Raw genomic sequence first — 20,248 nt, 5'->3', positions numbered from 1 at the left:
ATATGTATCAGGATGGAAGAAATGCGAAAAGGGAGATTCCCCCCCCTCCGTCCAGTTTTCGTTCCTATCCACCTCTGCCCTCACACTCCCTCCTTCTCCGGAATATAAAAAAACAGCATCATAAAACAAAGTTGAGGTGAGCAGTATGCCCCGCCCCCATTTAATTATCATTACCCCCGGCACGTATCCGGTTCCGGCCGAGAGCACCGGGTCTGTTGAAATCTGCGTCATGAATCTCATCCCGTTTTTATCACGGACTTTCAAAATCACAGTTGTAGGCCGGAGCATGAGCGGCACGATGGCCACCCTTCCCGCCTCATTTCCAAAGCCCGCGTCACCAATCACATTTAAACAGCTCACAGCTACCACCAAAACATATAAAAAAAAGCTTCTCACTTTTCTTCAGTCGGAAGCAACAGCCCCTGGCACAATCATACAAGTGGAAAACCGCCCGAAACTCGTAACCTCCATCAAGCGGAGATTCCCCAAGCTCCCTGTTTATATGAACCTTCATTCCGACACCTTTATATCCCCGCACCGGATACGTCCAGCCGTGTTCCGCAAAGCCTGCAGGCAAGCAGACGGCATCATTGCCAACAGCCGGTTTCTGAAAAAGCGGATTATCCGTCTTAACGCCAGAGCCGCATCCAAAATAACGGTCAATCATCTCGGGGTAAACCCGGACGCCTTCAGACCCGCTGCCGATCCGGAAAAGCAGACTCTCCGGGCACGCTATCATCTCTCACCTGCGGCGCCAGTGATCCTTTACGCAGGACGGCTGATCAAATCAAAAGGGGTACTTGAACTGATCAGGGCCATGAAGAGCGTCTCGCGCAGCAACCCTGGATCCCAGCTGATTGTGATCGGCTCTCCCGGATACCGTGCACCGAAAAAGACAAGTTCCTATGCCAGGCGGGTGTACAGTGAAGCAAAATCGATCAGTCCTCCCGTCAAATTTCTGCCTCATCAGCCATCCGGGACGCTGAAGGATTTCTACCGGCTTGCGGATGTGTTCGTCTGCCCATCAAAAGGAAATGAAGCCTTCGGGCTTGTGAACGTGGAAGCAATGGCCTGTGGACTGCCTGTGATCGCAACCAGAAACGGCGGTATTTCCGAAGTGGTCGCACACAGGAAAACAGGCTATGTGGTTTCCCGTACCAAGCCGGCAGCTGCGATCGCCCAGAAACTGAGCACACTGCTGGCTGATTCGTCCCTCCGCAAACGTCTTGGGCAGGCCGGTCGTAAACGCGTGAAGATCCGCTTCTCCTGGAAGAAATCAGCCGAACGCCTCGCCCGTTTTTACAGGAGACACCATCGGATCAGGTAAACAGAAATGTTCCGCCTTATTAGAGGAAAAAAGAGGGAAGTTTGCCGTTACGGATTTCAATCTGATCAATATGCTGGTAAAGACATCATCCTTCCTTTTTCCGGTCGGACTGCCCGCTCATCATCCAGCGATACGAGCCCACAGGAGGCAGCCCCTCCTGTGGCAGGTATCCAGTAAAAGAAGGTGTAAACGATTGTGAAACGAGGTTCAAAGAAACAGCAGGGGAAACAAAAACAATCCCTACCTATTCAAAAGCAGAAAAAGAAAAAATCAGGCAGCCGAAAGTCAGGTTCCCCACTTCTTTCGGTCATCATTCCAGCCATGAATGAGGCACAAACCATACGCAGCGTAATCCGTGGCGCAAAAAAGATCACCCCACGGACAGAAGTAATCGTTGTGTGTAACGGTTCACGGGATCAGACGGCTGCGATTGCTCAAAAAAATGGGGCCAAAGTCATTAAACGGACCGCTCCACTTGGGCATGACGTTGGCCGGGTAATCGGTGCCCGGCATGCCCAAGGGAAGGTGCTTCTTTTTCTGGACGCAGATTATAACGTTCCTGTAAAAAAGCTGCGAAGGTTTTACCGTGCCGTCCTAAACGGTGCCGATGTGGCATTGAACAGATATTCAGGCTACAGGTCCAAAACGACCATTCATTCCACCTCTCAGGCGAAACGTCTTTTAAATACCATGGTCGGAAACAGGCAGCTGGTGGGGAGCTCCATGACAACGACCCCACACGCGATCAGCCGCCGTGCCCTGACCGTTCTTGGAGCAGCAACGCTCGCTGTGCCGCCTGCCGCTCTGGCAAAAGCCCTCCTTAACGGTCTCGTCGTTAAGCGGACCGTCATGGTGAATGTGCGCAAACGGAATAAAAAACGAAGCCGAAGTCAGCTGGAGAAAATCACCCGCCTGATTAACGGTGATCATATCGAAGCCTTTTCGGTTCTTACTTCTGCTCGGGGCTCGAGGGGCGGTTTCAACAGCGGCGGACGCCGTCTCGATATTCTCGCAGACGTCCGGGCCCACATTGCCAGGGAGCATAAAGGCCGGGCACCGAATCCCGCTTCTCCTCTTTCAGTAGTGATTTCCGCCTGTAACGAGGCCAAAACGATCCGAAAGGTCGTACAGGAGGTCCGGGCCCTCGTTCCAAAGGAGATTGTAGTAATCGAAAACGGCTCTTCCGATGGCACGTATGAAGCAGCCGTTTCCGAGGATGCCACTGTTGTGTCCTTCCCTTTTGCGCTCGGACACGATACCGGCAGGGCCGTCGGCGCCCTGCTGTCATCAGGGGATCAGGTTCTTTTTCTGGACGCTGATTTCGTGATCCCATCTTCAACGCTCAGCCGCTTTCTGCAGAAAGCAGGTACGGCGGATGTTTGTCTGAATCATATAACCCCGCTGATCAACCGGTCTTCGAGAATTGACCATATTTCAATGGCAAAAAAACTGCTCAATTATGGTCTCGGCCGGGATGATCTCGGGTACGACTCGCTGACGGCGATCCCGCACCTGCTGACGCGAAAAGCGATTATGGCGATCGGGCCACACACGCTTGCCGTACCGCCAAAAGCCCTTGCTTCGGCTATTTATCAGGGCCTTTCGGTTACTTCTCCTGGCACAGTGGATGTAATCAGCCCCAATCCCAGGCGGGCAGGCTACAAAAAAAACAACAACACGATGGAAGCTGTCATTTTAGGCGACCATCTGGAAGCGTTCGGCTTCCTTCAGCCCCTCCTCGGAGTGAGGCTCCGACTGCCGGATACCATCCGCAGGAGAAATAAACTCTAGAAACCGTAAGGACGGTGGACACTTATGTCAGAACAGACTGCTGTAATTGGACTCGGCTTCGTCGGGGTTCCACTTGTACAGCTTCTATTATCAAAAGATCATTCCGTGATCGGTGTGGACACCGATCCATCAAAGATCCATGCTCTTTTGCGTGGCAAAAGCTATCTGTCTGATCTGTCCGACCAGGATATTCAGGCAATGAAAAATACGGAAAGGTTTTTCCCGACGACCGATTTCTCATGCCTTTCCAAAGCCCGGACCGTGATCATCTGCGTGCCCACGCCGCTTCGAAACCGGGAACCGGATTTGTCCTACGTGGAAGCCGCTGTGACATCAGCGATGCCCCACCTGAAAAAAGGCACCCTCGTGATCCTGGAGAGTTCAACCTACCCCGGGACAACCGAAGGGCTCCTTAAGCCCCTCCTCGAGAAGAATGGCTTTTCCATCGGAACGGACCTGTACCTCGCATATTCACCTGAACGAATTGATCCAGGAAGCAAACTGCTCTCCCTCGCCTCGATTCCGAAGGTCATAAGCGGCGTCACACCTGCCTGTCTGAGCCGCATACACAAAATTTACGACGGTATTTTTCAGCAGACCGTGCCGGTCTCCTCGCCCAGTGTGGCAGAGTTTACCAAGATTCTCGAAAACAGTCAGCGACTCATTAACATCAGTTTTATGAATGAGGTCAACCTTATTGCCAATAAACTGAATATAGATCTGTGGGAATCCATCGAAGCGGCTAAAACGAAGCCCATCGGCTTCACGCCTTATTATCCCGGTCCGGGAATCGGAGGCCACTGTATCCCGATCGATCCGTTCTATCTTTCCTGGGTTGCCAGGCAGCACGGCCTACACCTCTCCATGATCGAGCAGGCAGGCGCAATTAACGACATTGCTCCCTACCAGACCTCCCGTGCCATTACCACCTATCTCAGTGAGCAGGGGATCGATCCGGCTGCGGCAAAAGTGGGCGTGATCGGCGTGACCTATAAAAAAGATGTGAATGACGTACGGGAATCCCCGGCACTGAAGGTGGCCGACATTCTCAAATCCCGCTGCCGCAGTGTCAAAGTGCACGATCCGGTCTACGAAGGTCCACTGGATTTCGACCGTTTTGATTTGACCGAACGTGCACTGAAAGCTTTTGACTTGACCGTGATCCTGGTTGACCACAAGGCAGTGGACTGGGCACAGGCTGTCGCACACAGCAACAGGGTGTTTGATACTAGAAACATCACCCGCCAGTTCAGCGATCCAAAAATCAAGCGCGTTTAATCCATCCAGAAAGGAGGGACCGCACCTTGCCATCGTACAAAATCTTTTTTCTCGATCATCGTTCATGCTACCTGAACAGTCTGGGAGACTCCCTCGCGCAGCTCGGACATCAGATCTTTTTTCAGTCTTCCTGGAAGCTGAAGGAAATCGAAGCAGGCATCGCCCATTTCAAGCCCGATATTCTCCTGACTGTCGGCTGTGATATTCCCTTAAGGGGACCGGTTCCCGATCAGCTGCCGACACTTTGCAGAAAATACGGGCTGTTTCACGTTTACTGGGCCACAGAGGATCAGATTCAGCACGACTTGTGGTCCCTCCCGTTTATTAATAGAATCAAGCCCGATCTTGTCTGGACCCTTCACCCGTCCTGTATTCCTTCTTATGAAGCCAGAGGCATATCCGCTGATCATCTGGATTTTAAATTTAACCCGAGGGTCTTCAGCGCAAAAACAGCCCTCGATCCGGAAATCTATGATATTGCCTTTGTCGGCACGACTCATCTGCACATCAAAACATACCGCTATAAAAGTTTCAGAGATCTGCTGTTCCCCCTTGTGAAAAAAGGAGTAAAAACGGATATCTGGGGCTTTGGATGGGATCTGGATCAAGCCCTGCTCAAAAAAGAGTACGGCACACGCGTCCCCCTTTCCTGGTATCACGGGTATCTGCCTTACCTGAAAACAGGACCCGTCTACCGGAACGCCCGCATCGTCCTCGGGGTACAGAATGCAGATGATCAGATTACCCAGCGCACGGTCGAAATTCTCGGGACCGGCGCTTTCATGATCGCCAGCCGCACATCGGCTCTTGCCACTATGCTCGAGGACGGCAAGGAACTTGTACTCTCCGGTTCACCGGAGGAAACGATTGCCCTTGTGCACCAGTATCTTCACGATCCGGTCAGAAGACTGCAAATCGGGCAGAACGCCAGGGCGAAAATCCTGAAGGACCACACCTTTACCGATCATCTGCGCCGCGTTCTCCCACGGCTGAACGAGTTACTAATGAAGAAAAGGAGGGCAATCACGTGATTTCACTTATCAGTCTGCAGCAGCAGTTTGCCTCCATAAAAAAAGAAATCCTTAAAGAAGTGAGCCAGGTCATCGACAGTGGCCAGTATATCCTCGGCAGCCGCGTCAGAAAACTGGAAGCCCGTATAGCAGCAAAAATCGGTGTCACACACGCTGTTGCTGTGGCAAACGGCACGGACGCGCTCGTCCTCACCCTTGACGCTTACGGTATCGGACCCGGTGACGAGGTAATCACTACTCCGTACACGTTTTTTGCCAGTGCAGAGGCGATCTCCCGCGTGGGAGCGACCCCGGTTTTCGCAGATGTGGAGGACCGGACCTTCAACATCGATCCGGAAAAATTCGAAGCTGCCATCACTTCCCGGACGAAAGCGGTCATCCCAGTTCATCTGTTCGGTCACCCTGCCGATATGGAAAAGATCAATCTCATAGCGAAAGAGAACGGTCTGATCGTCATTGAGGATGCCTGCCAGGCGTTTGGATCGGAATACAAAGGCAGAAAAGCCGGCAGTCTCGGAGATGCAGCCTGCTTTTCCTTTTTCCCTACCAAAAATCTCGGAACCCTTGGAGACGGGGGTATGATTACGACAAACGATGATCATCTGGCGAGAAAGCTCAGAATTCTCCGCGCTCACGGGAGCGAAAAAAAATACATTCATTCCTCACTCGGATACAACAGCCGTCTCGATGAAATCCACGCCGCCATTCTTCTTGTAGCCATGGATCATATTGATGACTGGAACAGCCAGCGCATAAAGCTGGCCACCACCTACAATCAAAAGCTCGCACACGTTCCGGATCTCACGCTGCCCGAATGTGCGGACGATGTGACCCACATTTATCATCTGTACTGTATACGCTCATCGAACCGGCGTAAAGTCATGGACCAGCTCAGACAAAACAACGTCCAGTCTGCCATCTATTATCCTGTCAGTCTTCATCTTCAGGAAGTTTATAAACATCTTCCTTATCAGGAAGGCAGCTTTCCCGTAGCCGAATCCCTGTCCGCAACGATGTTCGCCCTTCCGATGAGCCCGTTTCTCAGTTCCAAGGACCAACAGACGGTCATTCGTGCCCTTCAGCCTGATCGGGCTGATCGTCCATGACGGTACGTTTTGCCATCATTGGCTGCGGATTCATCGCCAAAAAACATATCGAAGCGATCGCAGGATTACCACATGCGAAGCTCACAGCCTTATGTGATGTGGTTCCCGGACGGGCAGAGGCTGCCGGTCAGCTCTATAAGAACGTGTCAAACGACTCTTCTCCCGTCCGATTCTACACAGACGTTTCAGCCCTGCTGGCGGACCCTGAAGTGGATGCCGTCGTGATCGCAGTGATCTCCAGCCTTCACGCCTCCATTGCCCGTGATGCCCTGCAGGCAGGAAAACACGTGATGCTGGAAAAACCAATGGCACTCTCGTTAAAAGAAGCCGATACGCTGAACCAGACAGCCGAGGCAGACGGATTACAACTTCTTGTTTGTCATCAATTACGGTACCGTCCTCTCTTCCGGAAAATCAAACAACTGATGGATGACGGCACACTCGGGAAGCCGTATCTCGGTGTGGCTTCCATCAGAATCAACCGGGGCGAACATTACTATTCCAGTGCCTCCTGGCGGGGAACATGGGAGCTCGACGGCGGTATGCTCATCAACCAGGGCATCCATCTTGTTGATCTGCTTCAGTGGTACCTCGGGGAGGTGAGTTCCGTTTACGGCGATATCGGGAAGGGCAGCATCAAAAAAGAAACAGAGGATCTCGCTGCCGGTGTGGTGACGTTTAAAAATAAAGCACGCGGCATCATTGAAGCGAATACAGTGACCCTTCCGTCCAACATTGGCTACGGGCTCAGTCTTTTCTGTGAAAAAGGCAGCATTGTCGTTGAAGGACCTGCACTTACGTCTGTTACACGCTGGTTTCTGAAGGACGATCCCGCCTCCCAGCCAGATCCGTCCGTGATCACGAATACGCAGGAACAGCTGTATATGTATGAAGACTTTATCGAAAGCATAAAAGATCCCGCACACACGCCGTTAATGGGCGGAACGGAAGGAAAAAAGGCGCTCGAGACCATCTTCGGCCTGTATCAGTCTGCCCGCCTCCGTCATCCGGTCTCTCTCCCGATCCGGTCCTTTCATATTCGGAACATGGAAGGAGGAGATCTGTCATGACCCAGCTCGGCAATATTCTGGTTACCGGTGGTGCAGGCTTTCTTGGATCCCAGCTCGTCCTGCGCCTCCTGCCCCACGCTGCGCACATCTGGGTTCTCGATGATCTGTCCACGGGGACACTTGACGCCATTCCACTGGATCCGAAAGTCACTTTCGTGCGAGGCTCCATTCTCGATCGGAATCTCTTAAAAAAACTCCTGCCAAACGTCGAGTACGTGTTTCATTTTGCCTGCGCGAATCTCATAAATTCGGTCAGCCACATCGATCAGGACTTCGAAACCAATCTGACCGGGGGCTTTACGATGCTTCACGAAACTCACCTTTCATGCCCCCAGCTGAAACGTTTTGTGTATGCGTCCACCGCTTCTGTATACAGTCAGGCCGACATCCTGCCCACACCGGAAACATACAGCCGGATCCGGCTTCCCTATCCGGCCAGTAAATTCGGAGTCGAACATTACTGTCACGTTTTTCACCATTTATACGGCATGCCTGTGACAACGCTGCGTTTTTCAAACGTTTACGGTCCCGGTCAGCTGAGTACCAACCCCTACTGCGGTGTGGTGGCTAAGTTTTTTGATGCTGCGGAAACCGGCATTCCCATGGCGATTTTCGGTGACGGAAAACAGACGCGGGACTTTACCTACGTAGAAGATGCGGTGGAGGCCATCTGGCTTGCCGCGCTGTCCCCCGATGCTCCTGGTGAGGTTTTTAATGTGGGGACCGGAAAGGAAACTTCCGTTCTGGAACTGGCTCATAAAATCAGGCAGCTGACAGGGTACACAGGAAAAATCACACACATGCCAAAGCGTGTGGTGGATATCGTAAACCGCCGCTGTCTTGACCACAGCTTTATTACCAGCAGGCTCGCCTGGACCCCGCGGTCGACGATCGACGCAGGATTGGAGAAAACACGTAACTGGCTGAAATCAAGGAGGTCTGACTGATGCGTGTCTGTCACGGGATTATTGAAATTGCCGGCCAGATGGGCATTTTAAGCGGGGAAATGAAGCGCCGCGGCCATCTGGCAGCCGGTTTTAACACCTTTCATTCGTATCTCGGCTACAAAGAGCACCTGATTAATACGAACGGGTACGATCTGCGGTCGACGGCCCCTCATATTATGAATTTTTTTGACGTGTTCCATTTCCATTATGCCTCCTCTCTTCTGCCAGACTATGCCGATCTGCCCGTCATTTCCGCGAAAGGTAAAAAAATGTTCATGCATCACTGGGGCAATGACGTACGTTTTCACGAAAAAGCAAGGGAGAACAATCCTTTCGTGTATACGGGCGATTCCCCCTCTAATGAGGTTATGGACACCCGACTCACAAAAATATCACGGTATGTGGAGGAAGCGATCGTTCAGGATTACGAAGTGCTCCCGTATGTGGAACCGTACTATGAGACTGTCCATGTGGTCCCAATTGCTATCGATATCGGAAAATTCCAGCCCCATTACCCGTTACCGGACAAAAAACGGCCACTCATCCTTCACGCACCCACAAACCCGAAGTTTAAAGGCACCGAGTTTATAGAGGCGGCTATCGAGAACCTCAGAAACACCCACGATTTTGACTACAGGCGCATTGAAAAAATGAGTCACGCCCAGGTGATTGACCTGTACCGGGAAGCGGACCTCATTGTAGATCAGGTTCTGTGCGGATCACACGGGCTTCTCAGCGTTGAGTCCATGGCCCTTGGTAAACCGGTGATTGCTTTTATCCGTCCCGATCTCGTGGCCCGTTTCCCGAAGGATCTCCCGATTATTAACGCCAACCCGGACGATGTGGAGGAAAAGATCCGGATGGTGCTTGACTCCCCCGGTCTTCGTGAGAAAAAAGGCAGACTCGGACGTGCGTACGCGAAACGTGTGCATGCAAAGGAAGCAGTCACCGACCAGCTGATCCGCCTGTATAAATCCTGAACACTTCATGAAAGGAGCCTGTTGATGAGTCTTGAAAAGAAAATGCTGTTCATCCCGAACCGTTACAAAACCCGCTACCGGAAGCTGTATGTATCGTTTAACCTCGCTGTCATTCCCAGCGATATGAATGTGACGAAAATGACCCTTCACGTCCCACTGCCCCACCTCCCTTATCCGGTAACGGCACGGGTAAAGAAAATTACGAGCGGCTGGAGCGAGGCGGAGTCCAAACTTCCCACAGAGTCAGCCGTTCTGCAGCGTCTGCCCTGCCAGCCCGGACAGACCGAGCTAATCATCGACCTGTCAGGCTTCATGCACGCGTGGCAGCGTAAAAGCAGACAAAATCATGGCGTCACGGTCCGGATTCCCAATCTGCCCCACAAAGCGTTCCACGATCACCAGCCGCCTTATCTGCTGGTCGATACGATCTAAAATTAAATTGAAACGAGGCGTTACTATTGGAGGAAAACTCAAAATATTATGATGTTGTTTATAAGGAAGGTGGCTACAACGGTAATTATCACAAGCCTTATCAGAACAGCCCCTATTTTCCAATATGGAAAAATGCCTTGGTGTGCCTGCGTAAACTGAAAGATCCGATTATACTGGACGTCGGCTGCGGTGTGGGTCAATTTGCGAACATGCTTTTTGACAACGGATTTACACATTACCGGGGGTTCGATTTCAGTGAGGAGGCAGTCAGACAAAGCAAAAAAAATAATCCTGACTATGCCGAAGCATTCAGCACAGATAACGCTTATACAACAGATCTCTTTACAACAACCTATAACACCGCTGTGCTGTTTGAAGTTTTGGAACATTTGGAACATGATAAGGACGTACTTGGAAAAGTGCGAACCGGTTCCAACGTTCTTTTATCTGTGCCGAATTTCCATACTCGTGGGCACGTCCGATACTTCCTGACAGAGGATTCGGTCATCAGCCGGTACGAGGATCTGGTACAGATCGATGAAATTCTGCCTTACCGGTACCGGAATGGCCAGGTCATCTATCTGGTAAGCGGCCTCAGAAGAGATCAATTGGAAAACAAATAAGGCTGTTTTTCCATACGAGGGTTACCTTCGTACACGAAACAGCCTTCCTAATGAATCTTAATAAGCGATTCCGGGATAATGGACCCGCTGATAGATGTTTTTTGTGAAACTGTAAATCCGGATGTAATCAAGCAGATGTTTCTCGTATGCTTCCTTCATCGTCCGCTGGTGCAATTGGTAAACCATGAAACAATTTTCCTGATATCCATACTGCTCTGCCGTACCAAGATTTAAGTAGTCTAGAAGGTGCGTGTCGTTAAATATATACCCTTTCCCGTAATTGATCTGCAGGCCCATTCCGTAATGCTTTGTGAAAACTGCGGTGTTTCGCATCCAGTTTAGATCATGATCGGTGTTTCCGTAATAATTCGGGTTCACCCCAACCAGATCAAATCCTCTTTCCTTCCAGTCGATCACCCCTGCCGAACCATAATTCGGCAGCCAGATTGTTTTCACTTTCCGGTTTTTCAGCGCGGCATTCACCCGAGTCACAAGAGGCCGATCCGGCAAAAGAATGGCTTCCCGCTGCCAGACAAAACCCCGGAAGGTCAGCTTGGTCAACTTGCCCTCTTCTTCTTTCCAACGTGCCAGAAACCGGTCTGCCCAGTCGATAACAGCCGCATAACGATCATCCTCGACGGTAAAATCAAGGACCTTTCCGTTTACACGGCCAAAGCTGCGCTGACCAGGACCCGGGTAGGGCAGGCAAACCCAGATATCCGTCTTTGTTCTTGCTGCCTGCTGGGCTGCGTCAATGTTGCGTCCGGAACGAAACAGTTCATCGATTACCCAGTCCCAGTCCTGTTTTTCAGCAGACTCTCCGTATCCTGCATACATCGGGTGAATGAACCGGTGTGATTTTCCTGAGACAGGGTTGAAGATGAGACCACCGAACAGCGTGTCAATGCTTTTGCCATTCAGTACGTACGTCAGGTAGTAACGAAGCTCTTCCGGGTTCCAGACAGTTTCAGTTCCGGGAACCAGCTTTCCCATCATCAGAACCGCCAGATGATTGTTCATGCTGTGGTCTCTGGCAGATAAATACGTTCCACCACTCATCGGCATCACTCCTTTACAATCCGCTTCTGCAGTATATGTAAGCACTGTCTCATCCGACAACCGCAAAAAAATAAACCACCTGCTCAGCCAAAGAATAAACTGGCAGAAACGAAAGGAGGGAATGACTCGTGCGGATCCTTCATGCACCTACGGAAATCGCCGGTCAGATGGGACAGTTGTGTCAGGGTCTGTCCGAACTGGGAATGCAGGTGAAGGGGTATAACTGGTTTCACAGCTACCTCGCCTACGCAGGCGAAACCACGGACACAGACGCCTTTGAACTTGCAAAAATGATTGAAGAAATTACCGCATGGGCTGATGTGTTTCACTTTCACAACGGCAACACCCTGCTCCCGCAGCTCCTGGACCTGCCGATGCTCAAGGCTTCAGGAAAGAAACGCGTGATGCACCACTGGGGAAATGACGTGAGGACCGTGGCGAAGGTAAAAAAACACAACAACTATATGCTCCCGCCCAGTTACTATTCGGACTCTGAAATACACAGGCGGCTGATGCTCCTGAAAGGCGTGTTTGATACATGTATCATTCAGGACTATGAAATGATGCCTTACGTAAAAAGCTATTATAAACATATCCATGTTCTTCCACTCGCCTGTACCCTTTCACGGTTTCCGGAACGCTTGCCATCTGCCCAGGAAACAAAACCAAAAATCGTTCACGCACCCACAAACAGAGAATTTAAAGGATCTTCCTTTGTTGAAACTGCTTTTAAAAAACTTGAACAAGCAGAACACTTTTCCTTTCGGACGGTTGAAAAAATGAGTCATGCGGCCGCGCTTAAATCCTATGAAGAAGCCGATATTGTCGTCGATCAGCTCCTCTGCGGGACCTACGGCATGCTCAGTGTGGAGGCGATGGCCATGGGTAAAGTTGTGGTCGCCTACATTCGGCCTGATGTTAAGGCGCAGCTCCCGAAAACGCTGCCCATTGTCAACGCCAAGCCGGAAACCCTGGCCGAGGTGCTTCGGGAGCTGATTCGGGATCCGGAGCTTCGTCACGAGACAGGCCGGAAAAGCCGGGCATTTGTAAAGGAGCACCACGATGCCAGAATTGTCGCTGAGAAACTTAGGCTGATCTATGGGCAGCTCTGAGCCTGAAACAGAAGGTGATCATTTGTAAATTCCTCACTTCGAATACTGCACCTGCCTGTGGAAATTGCAGGACAGGTGGGTCTCATCTGCGATCATCTGCAGAGAAAAGGCATCCATGCAATCGGATTTAATTATTTTGATAGCTATTTTGACTACGACGGGGTGATGGCCACTGAGGCTTACGAACTCGTAAAAGCATTCGATCACTATCTTGAGAGCTACGATTTATTTCACTACCACCATGGACTGTCAGCACTGACGGACAATCAGGATCTTCTTATGGTCAGGAATGCCGGAAAAAAACTGATCATGCATCACAGAGGAAACGACGTCCGCGCCCGTTCCCGGGCAAAAAAAGGACCCGGGTACACCAACCCCTATGTGGATCTGAGCGGCTGTCTTCCGGACGATCAGATTCACAAAAACCTGAAGCTGTTCGCAAAAGTGTGCGATGCAGCCATCGTACAGGACTATGAGCTGTACGGATACGTGATTGATTACTACCGGAAGGAAGGAAAACCTGTTCACGTCCTCCCCCGTCTGGTGGATTTCAACCGCCTTCCGGCCAGCCAGCCCCGCAGCAGCAACGGGAATCCTGTCATTATTCACGCCCCGACACAGCTGGTCGTTTAAAGGAACCGCGTTTGAGGAGGAAGCGGTGCAACGACTGAAACAGCACTACACAATTACCTACCGGCAGATCGAAAAGATGTCACGCCGGGAGGCCCTTCAGGCCTATACGGAAGCGGATATTATCATTGATCAGGTGTGCGGTGCATACGGGAATTTAAGCGTGGAAGGAATGGCACTTGGAAAGGCGGTCGTGTGTTACCTCCGGGATGATCTGAAGCCTCATAATCCCGACCTGCCTGTTATATCCGCCAACCCGGATACCCTTTATGTGGAGCTTGAAAAGCTCCTTAAAGATCCTGATCGTGTCAGGAACTCCGCAGGCTGGGACGTTCCTATGCCGAAAAACACCACGAAGCCGGCACCGTCACAGACCGGCTGCACAAAATTTACATGGATGTCCTATCAAAATAACTGCACGTAAAGAAGGGATGCACATGAACGAGACAAACAAACCCGCCAGCACCGGTTTGAACGTCGTAATTGAGGAAAATGTCACGTTTGGAAAGAACGTCACCGTCGGCCATAACGTTGTGATCAAAGAAGGCACCATCATTGGGGACAACGTGACAATCGGCGACATGACTGTTGTCGGGAAACGTCCTTCCTCAAACAGAAAGATGGCGCGCAAACCTCCGGCGGCCCTGCCCCCACTTGTTCTCGGAACCAGTGTAACAATCGGCTGCGGCAGTGTTCTCTACCGGGGCAGCACACTCGGTGAAGGTGTATTTGTGGCCGACCTGTCGAGCATCAGAGAGAACGTCACTGTGGATACGGACAGTATTATCGGCCGCAACGTGATCGTGGAAAACAATACTCGAATCGGCAAACGTGTGACCGTCCAGACCGGCTGCTACGTGACCGCCGATATGATCATTGAAGACGAGGTGTTTATCGGACCGTGCTGCTCCTCATCCAACGATAAATATATGGGAGCCGGCAACTTTTCCCATACAGGTCCCATAATAAAAAAAGGCGCAAAAATCGGCAACAACACTACGATGCTCCCTGCAGTAACCATTGGCGAAAATGCCATTGTCGGTGCCGGTGCGGTTATCGTAAAGGATGTACCCGCCGGAACAACGGTAGTCGGAAACCCTGCCCGTCAAATCAGACCGTAATATTTACTTTCTGGGAGGATGAATGCTTATGGTAACGATCAGTTTGTGTATGATCGTAAAAAATGAGGAAGAAGTGCTCGCCCGCTGTCTCGATACGATCAAGGATATTGTGGATGAAATTAACATTGTTGACACCGGCTCCACTGACAGAACCGTTGAAATTGCAAAACAATACACCGACAGAGTGTTTTTCTTTGAATGGATCGGCGATTTTGCCGCAGCCAGAAATGAGTCGTTTAAACACGCGACCAAAGATTACATTCTTTATCTCGATGCAGATGATGTGATTTATGAAGAAGATCAGAAGAAGCTGATTGATTTGAAGAACACACTCGATCCAGCCGTGGATTCTGTTTCCATGTACTATGATGCAGGAACCGACGAATTCGGAAACGTTACCCTACGTTACCGCCGAAACAGGCTGGTGAAACGATCCAAAAACTTCCGCTGGAAAGGGGACTGCCACCAGTACCTCGATGTCCGCGGCAACATCATCAACTCCGAAATTTCTATTACACATAAGAAAATCCGTCATTCAGTCGGAAGGAACCTGTCTATATACCAGAAAAAAATTGACCGCGGAGATACCTTTACACCCAGAGACTATTTTTATCACGGCAATGAGCTTCGGGAAAATGGACACCACGAACGTGCTATTGAGAGCTATGATAAAAATATCGCTATGAAAGAAGGGTGGATTGAAGACAAAGTCTACGCCTGCATTAATAAGGCCGACTGCTACCGGCACCTTGGTGACAGCGAGGGAGAGCTGAAGTCTCTTCTGCAGTCACTTGAATTTGCCAAAACACCAAGAGCTGAAATTGCCAGCAGGCTCGGTTATCACTTCCAGCGGAACCGGGAATACAAACCGGCCATTTTCTGGTATGAACTCGCCGCTCGTTCAGAACCGGATCCCAACCAGTGGAGCTTCAGTTATCCCGCTTATTCTACCTGGTATCCCCATCTCCAGATGTGTGTCTGTTACTATCAGCTCGGCGATATGCAGAAGTCCTATGACCACAACGAAAAAGCCCGGGAGTACAGACCAAAAGATGAGCGAGTGGTTCAAAATAAAGCACTCCTCGAAAAAAAACTCGGACTGACAGAATCCTGAAAAAAAGCTCCGCTGACCGCGGAGCCTTTTTTTCTTTATTTCTGCGAAATGTGCTCTTGAAATAGTCAACTAACGGAGCATATTTATGTTGTCCACGTATGATAAAGCAGGGTTTCCTAATGGAAACTCAATTACTCTTCGAGAAAGGAGGAAACCAAACATGTCTTTCGAAGATCGTATTATTAACGGCAGTTTTGAAACCGGAACACTAGCTGGCTGGATAAGCCAATTCGCTTTGCCAACCTCCCTTCACTCCAACTCCGGTTCGTGGTCAGCGAGGATTGCCGGCGGTGCCGTAAACGGCTATCTCCTCCAATTTGTGGAAGCAAACCCAGGTGAATCTTTCATATTCATGGTGTCTGCTTCCCGTGAAGGTACCGAAGCAAGTCCGCCACTTTCCTTCTCGGTCACTTACTATGATGACTCTTTCAATTTCCTCGGTTACGGGCTGATTGCCAATCTCCCTGCCGGACGCCTGCCAACAACGAACAACCGGGCATGGCATCAGCTCTATCGCGCTACTTCAATAGCTCCACTGGGTACAACTCAGGCACTCGTTCTTATAAACAAACTTCCGCTCGCGGGCAGTCCTGACGTGGTTTTTGACGATGTTTCCTTATTCATTACTGAAGGTAACGGCGGAATTGGACCTACTGGACCTACTGGACCGACAGGTGCTACGGGGGCCACAGGGGCTACAGGGGCTACAGGTGCTACTGGTGCTACTGGTGCCACAGGTGCTACGGGGGCTACGGGGGCTACGGGTGCCACTGGGGCTACGGGTGCTACGGGTGCTACGGGTGCCACTGGTGCTACGGGGGCCACGGGTGCTACTGGTGCCACTGGTGCCACAGGTGCTACTGGGGCCACAGGTGCTACGGGTGCTACGGGTGCTACGGGTGCTACTGGTGCTACTGGTACCACAGGTGCTACGGGGGCTACGGGTGCAACAGGGGCTACCGGAGCCACGGGTGCCACAGGTGCTACTGGTGCCACAGGGGCCACGGGTGCTACGGGTGCTACGGGTGCTACGGGTGCCACGGGTGCTACGGGTGCTACTGGTGCTACGGGTGCCACAGGTGCTACTGGGGCCACAGGTGCTACGGGCGCTACTGGGGCCACTGGGGCTACGGGTGCTACGGGTGCTACGGGTGCCACGGGTGCTACGGGTGCCACGGGTGCTACGGGTGCTACGGGTGCTACGGGCGCTACTGGGGCCACGGGTGCTACGGGTGCCACGGGTGCTACGGGTGCCACGGGTGCTACGGGTGCTACGGGCGCTACTGGGGCCACTGGGGCTACGGGTGCCACGGGTGCTACGGGCGCTACTGGGGCCACTGGGGCTACGGGTGCTACGGGTGCTACTGGGGCCACGGGTGCTACTGGGGCTACGGGTGCCACGGGTGCTACGGGTGCCACGGGTGCTACGGGTGCCACGGGTGCTACGGGTGCCACGGGTGCTACGGGTGCTACGGGTGCTACGGGTGCCACGGGTGCGACAGGGGCTACTGGTGCCACAGGTGCCACAGGTGCCACAGGTGCTACTGGTGCTACAGGTGCTACTGGTGCTACAGGTGCTACTGGTGCCACAGGTGCCACGGGGGCTACAGGTGCTACGGGTGCTACGGGTGCTACGGGCGCTACTGGGGCCACGGGTGCTACTGGACCTACCGGACCTACTGCACCAACCGGACCTTAATACAAATACCTCCGCTGGTGCGGGGGTATTTTTTTGGCTGTATTTTTCTCTGGTAAACCAGCTTACCGCTATCTGTGGTTCATAGTAATACGGTGTCCCTACCTGAAAAGAGAGCGATTCCATTCTTCCTGATTTGCTGTCTGTACCAGGATCTTTTTATGATAAGATGAGAGAAAAGGAGTTTGATCTATGAGCAACAATCCAGTTATCTTTCGCAATGCTGAACTGAATGACCTGCCTTTACTTGTCGCCATGCTTGCCGACGACGAACTTGGACGTGAGCGTGAGAAATGGACCGATCCGCTTCCTCACAGCTACCATGAGGCGTTTGCGGCCATTCAGCGTGATCAGAATAATGAGCTTGTGGTCGCATGTAAAGATGAAAAAATCTGCGGCATGCTCCAGCTTACCTTCATCCCCTACCTTACCTATCAGGGCGGCTGGCGATGCACGATTGAAGGCGTACGCACCTCGTCTAATGAACGGGGGAAAGGACTCGGCACACTGATGTTAAACTGGGCGATTGACAGGGCCCGAGAACGAGGTTGCCATGTGGTTCAGCTGACAACTGACAAAAAAAGGCTCGATGCGATCCGATTTTATGAAGCACTCGGATTCACAGCGAGCCACGAGGGCATGAAGCTTCACTTATAGAAAAAACTCATTTAAACGCCAGTTCTATATTCAATCAGGCCGAGGCCTACGCCGGTCGGATCTGTGAGATATGCGAGGGAAAAGTCATCGAAATCCATTCTTTCCCTTACTACCAATGCGCCGGCTGCCTTTGCTTTTTCAAGCGTGTTCTCAATTGAATCCACCTGGATCTGAATCCGGGTGCCGTGCGGGAAATCAGCAGTCCCCTTACTGATTCCGCCATGCAATTTCCATTCTTCACTGCAGCTTTCCGGTTTTACAGGACGATACCCCCAATGAGCTTCTTCTGTTTCCCATCCAAACACCTCTGAATAAAATATTGCAGCCTTTTCAGGTTCCTGGCTGCTGATGTCAAAACCTACGATCTTCCCCAAAGTAGTCCGCCTTCTTTCAACTCTGATTTTTATCATACTCACTTTGTTTCGCCTCTTATACTAAAATCCCTGTTGCTTTTTTGAAGAACAGCTCATCAAAAGGGACAAGTCCGAACGCATTGAGCCTGACTCCCATCAGTTCACTTGAAAACGCCGCCTGCTGGTACGTCCAGTAAAGGGGGAGAACCAGCCCCTGTGTAATTAACAGGTCTTCAATTCTTCCAAGACGGCCGATCCGCTCCGGCAGCTCCGGCCGGCTCGCTGCGTCACTTAGTCTGACTGCAATACTTATGACGGTTTGCTGGTCAAGATTTCCTGTTAGCTGATTTGAAGTGAACAGCCCCCAGAGCATCGCCTCTTCCGCTTCGTCGCTCGGGCTCTCGGCGAGAATGAGATGCCCGATTGCCGCTTCCTCTGAAAACATGTCGTACGCTACCGCTCTTACCTCCACATCGATCCCCTGATCCATGCAGGCAGCGGCAATCCATTTTGCGTCTTCCACATGAGGTTTCAGATCATAGGTTACGAGAATCAGCTTTCCATCCGGCTGCGTCACGTTTGCTTGAGGTACCTCCAGCTTATCCGCCATACGGCTGTTTTTAAAGAAGGATCCCGCTCCCCTGTCGCGCGGATAGCCAAGGTCGTCCACAAGCTGCTCCCGGTTTATGAGGGCCATCACCTTTTTTCGAAAAGGCTTGTTTTCACGGATACTTTGGTGGTTCATGTTCCACACGAGGTACTTTACACTCAGCCCTCGGCGCATCGCATGTCTGACACGATCCACTCCTCCTGCCCCGGTATGAAAAGGCAGGTACGGCAGAGGCTGATCACCGACCTTGCGCATCCGGATGTACTTTTCATAGGATTGGAGAAAATGAATCGTTACGCCCTCCAGATGAGGACGCTCCCTGAAATACCTCCGGTGCGAAGCGAGTTCCAGATGCTCTTCGTCATGATTTTTGACCATAAAAGGACCGGTTCCGATCGGTGTTCGGGCAAACGCCGATCCGGAGAGACCACCCAGCTGATCCGGAACCACAGCACCTGAAGTTGACGTAAGAAGGACAGGAAAAGCGAATAAGGGTTCTGTTAGTTTCACTTTCACCGTCAGTTCTTCCTCCGCCTCAGCAGACGCGAGAAACGGCTCCAGCCAGGCGATCCGCCTGAGTGAAAAAATCACATCCTCCGCACTCAGGGTTTTACCGTGATGAAAGCAGACGTGTTTGCGCAGATAAATCATCCACTCCCGCCCTTCGGCATCCGCTTCAATATGATGGGCAATGCCGGGAACCACTCTGCGGGAACGCTCGTCCCAGTAGAATAACGTGTTAAAAATATGGACAATCATATGACGCTCTGACTGCCGGGCCGCGACCTTCGGATCAAGCGAAAAAAACGTGCGGAAATAGGGAATGTGCAGATGGTCCGTTTCAGCAGTTTCTGACTCATTTTCCAAGGCAGCTCCAAACCAATTGCTGAAAAACCGTTCCATTACTTCTTCGTTCTGTTCCAGCAGCCCGCACTCTTCTGCCAGCTCCGCAAACCGTTTAAAATCCTCATGACCGGCCGATCGGGCGGCATAGATGTCCACAGCATCAGTGAGACCCAGTAAAAAGGTAGCTCTTGTCACATTGCCCCGTCCCCGCCCTTTCGTCCTTTTCATCCAGCCCTCTTCCTCGAGATTGTTCAGTACATGAACCGCATTTCGTTCTGAACAGCCTAATGTGTTTGCCGCATCTTCTCTTGTCAATTTCACTGGTTCCCCGTCAGTCTTATAAAAGGTGCTCCAAAGGCGAATATAATGATCAATCAATTTCATTGTTTTCCCTCCCTAAAAGGTGAAGAAACAGAATAATAATTTCACTTTTAATTCTCCTTTACTTCTTTACACTGAATAAAG

Annotated in this window: 20 protein-coding genes; 17 read left to right on the top strand and 3 right to left on the bottom strand. The window is 51.4% G+C overall.

Annotation, left to right across the window (positions count from 1 at the left end; genetic code table 11):
* Nucleotides 1-145: 145 nt before the first annotated feature.
* The 10 genes from CR205_RS02975 to CR205_RS02930 all read left to right on the top strand — a co-directional run bounded on the left by CR205_RS02975 (nt 146) and on the right by CR205_RS02930 (nt 10,585).
* A complete protein-coding gene (locus tag CR205_RS02975) occupies nt 146-1,327 on the top strand; it encodes a glycosyltransferase family 4 protein (protein ID WP_110516788.1) in 1,182 nt (393 codons plus the stop codon).
* Between the two features lie 195 nt (nt 1,328-1,522).
* The gene (locus CR205_RS02970; RefSeq protein WP_110516785.1) at nt 1,523-3,118 is read left to right on the top strand and encodes a glycosyltransferase family 2 protein; all 1,596 of its coding nucleotides are present in this window, start codon (nt 1,523-1,525) and stop codon (nt 3,116-3,118) included.
* A 24-nt stretch (nt 3,119-3,142) separates the two neighbouring features.
* Nucleotides 3,143-4,396, top strand: coding sequence for a nucleotide sugar dehydrogenase (locus tag CR205_RS02965; protein WP_110516783.1), 1,254 nt, complete (start codon nt 3,143-3,145; stop codon nt 4,394-4,396).
* Between the two features lie 26 nt (nt 4,397-4,422).
* Nucleotides 4,423-5,427, top strand: a complete 1,005-nt coding sequence (locus tag CR205_RS02960) for a CgeB family protein (protein WP_161524649.1) — start codon at nt 4,423-4,425, stop codon at nt 5,425-5,427.
* On the top strand, nt 5,424-6,533 hold the full coding sequence (locus CR205_RS02955) for a DegT/DnrJ/EryC1/StrS family aminotransferase (RefSeq protein WP_110516779.1): 1,110 nt from the start codon (nt 5,424-5,426) through the stop codon (nt 6,531-6,533). Before CR205_RS02960 ends, CR205_RS02955 begins: the two co-directional genes overlap by 4 nt.
* A complete protein-coding gene (locus CR205_RS02950) occupies nt 6,530-7,603 on the top strand; it encodes a Gfo/Idh/MocA family protein (protein ID WP_110516777.1) in 1,074 nt (357 codons plus the stop codon). Before CR205_RS02955 ends, CR205_RS02950 begins: the two co-directional genes overlap by 4 nt.
* Nucleotides 7,600-8,550, top strand: a complete 951-nt coding sequence (locus CR205_RS02945) for an NAD-dependent epimerase/dehydratase family protein (RefSeq protein WP_110516775.1) — start codon at nt 7,600-7,602, stop codon at nt 8,548-8,550. The genes CR205_RS02950 and CR205_RS02945 overlap by 4 nt, the downstream gene beginning before the upstream one ends.
* On the top strand, nt 8,550-9,530 hold the full coding sequence (locus CR205_RS02940; protein ID WP_110516773.1) for a glycosyltransferase family protein: 981 nt from the start codon (nt 8,550-8,552) through the stop codon (nt 9,528-9,530). Before CR205_RS02945 ends, CR205_RS02940 begins: the two co-directional genes overlap by 1 nt.
* 24 nt (nt 9,531-9,554) lie before the next feature.
* Nucleotides 9,555-9,962 carry a hypothetical protein gene (locus CR205_RS02935; RefSeq protein WP_110516772.1) on the top strand — a complete coding sequence of 136 codons (408 nt, stop codon included), beginning with the start codon at nt 9,555-9,557 and terminating at the stop codon, nt 9,960-9,962.
* A gap of 26 nt (nt 9,963-9,988) precedes the next feature.
* The gene (locus tag CR205_RS02930; RefSeq protein ID WP_110516770.1) at nt 9,989-10,585 is read left to right on the top strand and encodes a class I SAM-dependent methyltransferase; all 597 of its coding nucleotides are present in this window, start codon (nt 9,989-9,991) and stop codon (nt 10,583-10,585) included.
* Between the two features lie 57 nt (nt 10,586-10,642).
* On the opposite strand, the gene CR205_RS02925 is transcribed toward CR205_RS02930, so the two are convergent.
* The gene (locus CR205_RS02925) at nt 10,643-11,644 is read right to left on the bottom strand and encodes a DUF4855 domain-containing protein (RefSeq protein WP_161524648.1); all 1,002 of its coding nucleotides are present in this window, start codon (nt 11,642-11,644) and stop codon (nt 10,643-10,645) included.
* 128 nt (nt 11,645-11,772) lie between these two features.
* Between CR205_RS02925 and CR205_RS02920 the strand changes: the two genes are divergently transcribed.
* The 7 genes from CR205_RS02920 (at nt 11,773) to CR205_RS02890 (ending at nt 17,974) form a co-directional block, all read left to right on the top strand.
* Nucleotides 11,773-12,756, top strand: a complete 984-nt coding sequence (locus CR205_RS02920; protein WP_110516766.1) for a glycosyltransferase — start codon at nt 11,773-11,775, stop codon at nt 12,754-12,756.
* A gap of 75 nt (nt 12,757-12,831) precedes the next feature.
* Nucleotides 12,832-13,389, top strand: coding sequence for a hypothetical protein (locus CR205_RS02915; RefSeq protein ID WP_110516764.1), 558 nt, complete (start codon nt 12,832-12,834; stop codon nt 13,387-13,389).
* Between the two features lie 25 nt (nt 13,390-13,414).
* Nucleotides 13,415-13,810 (top strand): hypothetical protein, encoded by a 396-nt coding sequence (locus CR205_RS02910; protein WP_110516762.1) that lies wholly within the window; start codon nt 13,415-13,417, stop codon nt 13,808-13,810.
* 13 nt (nt 13,811-13,823) lie between these two features.
* Nucleotides 13,824-14,507, top strand: coding sequence for a DapH/DapD/GlmU-related protein (locus CR205_RS02905; RefSeq protein ID WP_142669847.1), 684 nt, complete (start codon nt 13,824-13,826; stop codon nt 14,505-14,507).
* Between the two features lie 28 nt (nt 14,508-14,535).
* Nucleotides 14,536-15,621 (top strand): glycosyltransferase, encoded by a 1,086-nt coding sequence (locus CR205_RS02900; protein WP_110516757.1) that lies wholly within the window; start codon nt 14,536-14,538, stop codon nt 15,619-15,621.
* A 160-nt stretch (nt 15,622-15,781) separates the two neighbouring features.
* Nucleotides 15,782-17,320 carry an NTTRR-F1 domain gene (locus tag CR205_RS02895; RefSeq protein WP_201745339.1) on the top strand — a complete coding sequence of 513 codons (1,539 nt, stop codon included), beginning with the start codon at nt 15,782-15,784 and terminating at the stop codon, nt 17,318-17,320.
* Between the two features lie 189 nt (nt 17,321-17,509).
* On the top strand, nt 17,510-17,974 hold the full coding sequence (locus tag CR205_RS02890; RefSeq protein WP_110516755.1) for a GNAT family N-acetyltransferase: 465 nt from the start codon (nt 17,510-17,512) through the stop codon (nt 17,972-17,974).
* An 11-nt stretch (nt 17,975-17,985) separates the two neighbouring features.
* On the opposite strand, the gene CR205_RS02885 is transcribed toward CR205_RS02890, so the two are convergent.
* Together CR205_RS02885 and CR205_RS02880 are read right to left on the bottom strand one after the other, a co-directional pair.
* Nucleotides 17,986-18,348, bottom strand: a complete 363-nt coding sequence (locus tag CR205_RS02885; protein WP_110516752.1) for a VOC family protein — start codon at nt 18,346-18,348, stop codon at nt 17,986-17,988.
* A 55-nt stretch (nt 18,349-18,403) separates the two neighbouring features.
* Nucleotides 18,404-20,167: an ABC transporter substrate-binding protein gene (locus tag CR205_RS02880; protein ID WP_110516750.1), complete on the bottom strand. Its 1,764-nt coding sequence runs from the start codon at nt 20,165-20,167 to the stop codon at nt 18,404-18,406.
* Nucleotides 20,168-20,248: the final 81 nt, after the last annotated feature.

Source organism: Alteribacter lacisalsi, from assembly GCF_003226345.1.
In the GTDB taxonomy this organism is placed as follows: Bacteria; Bacillota; Bacilli; order Bacillales; family Salisediminibacteriaceae; genus Alteribacter; species Alteribacter lacisalsi.
This window is presented reverse-complemented; position numbering and strand designations above follow the sequence as displayed.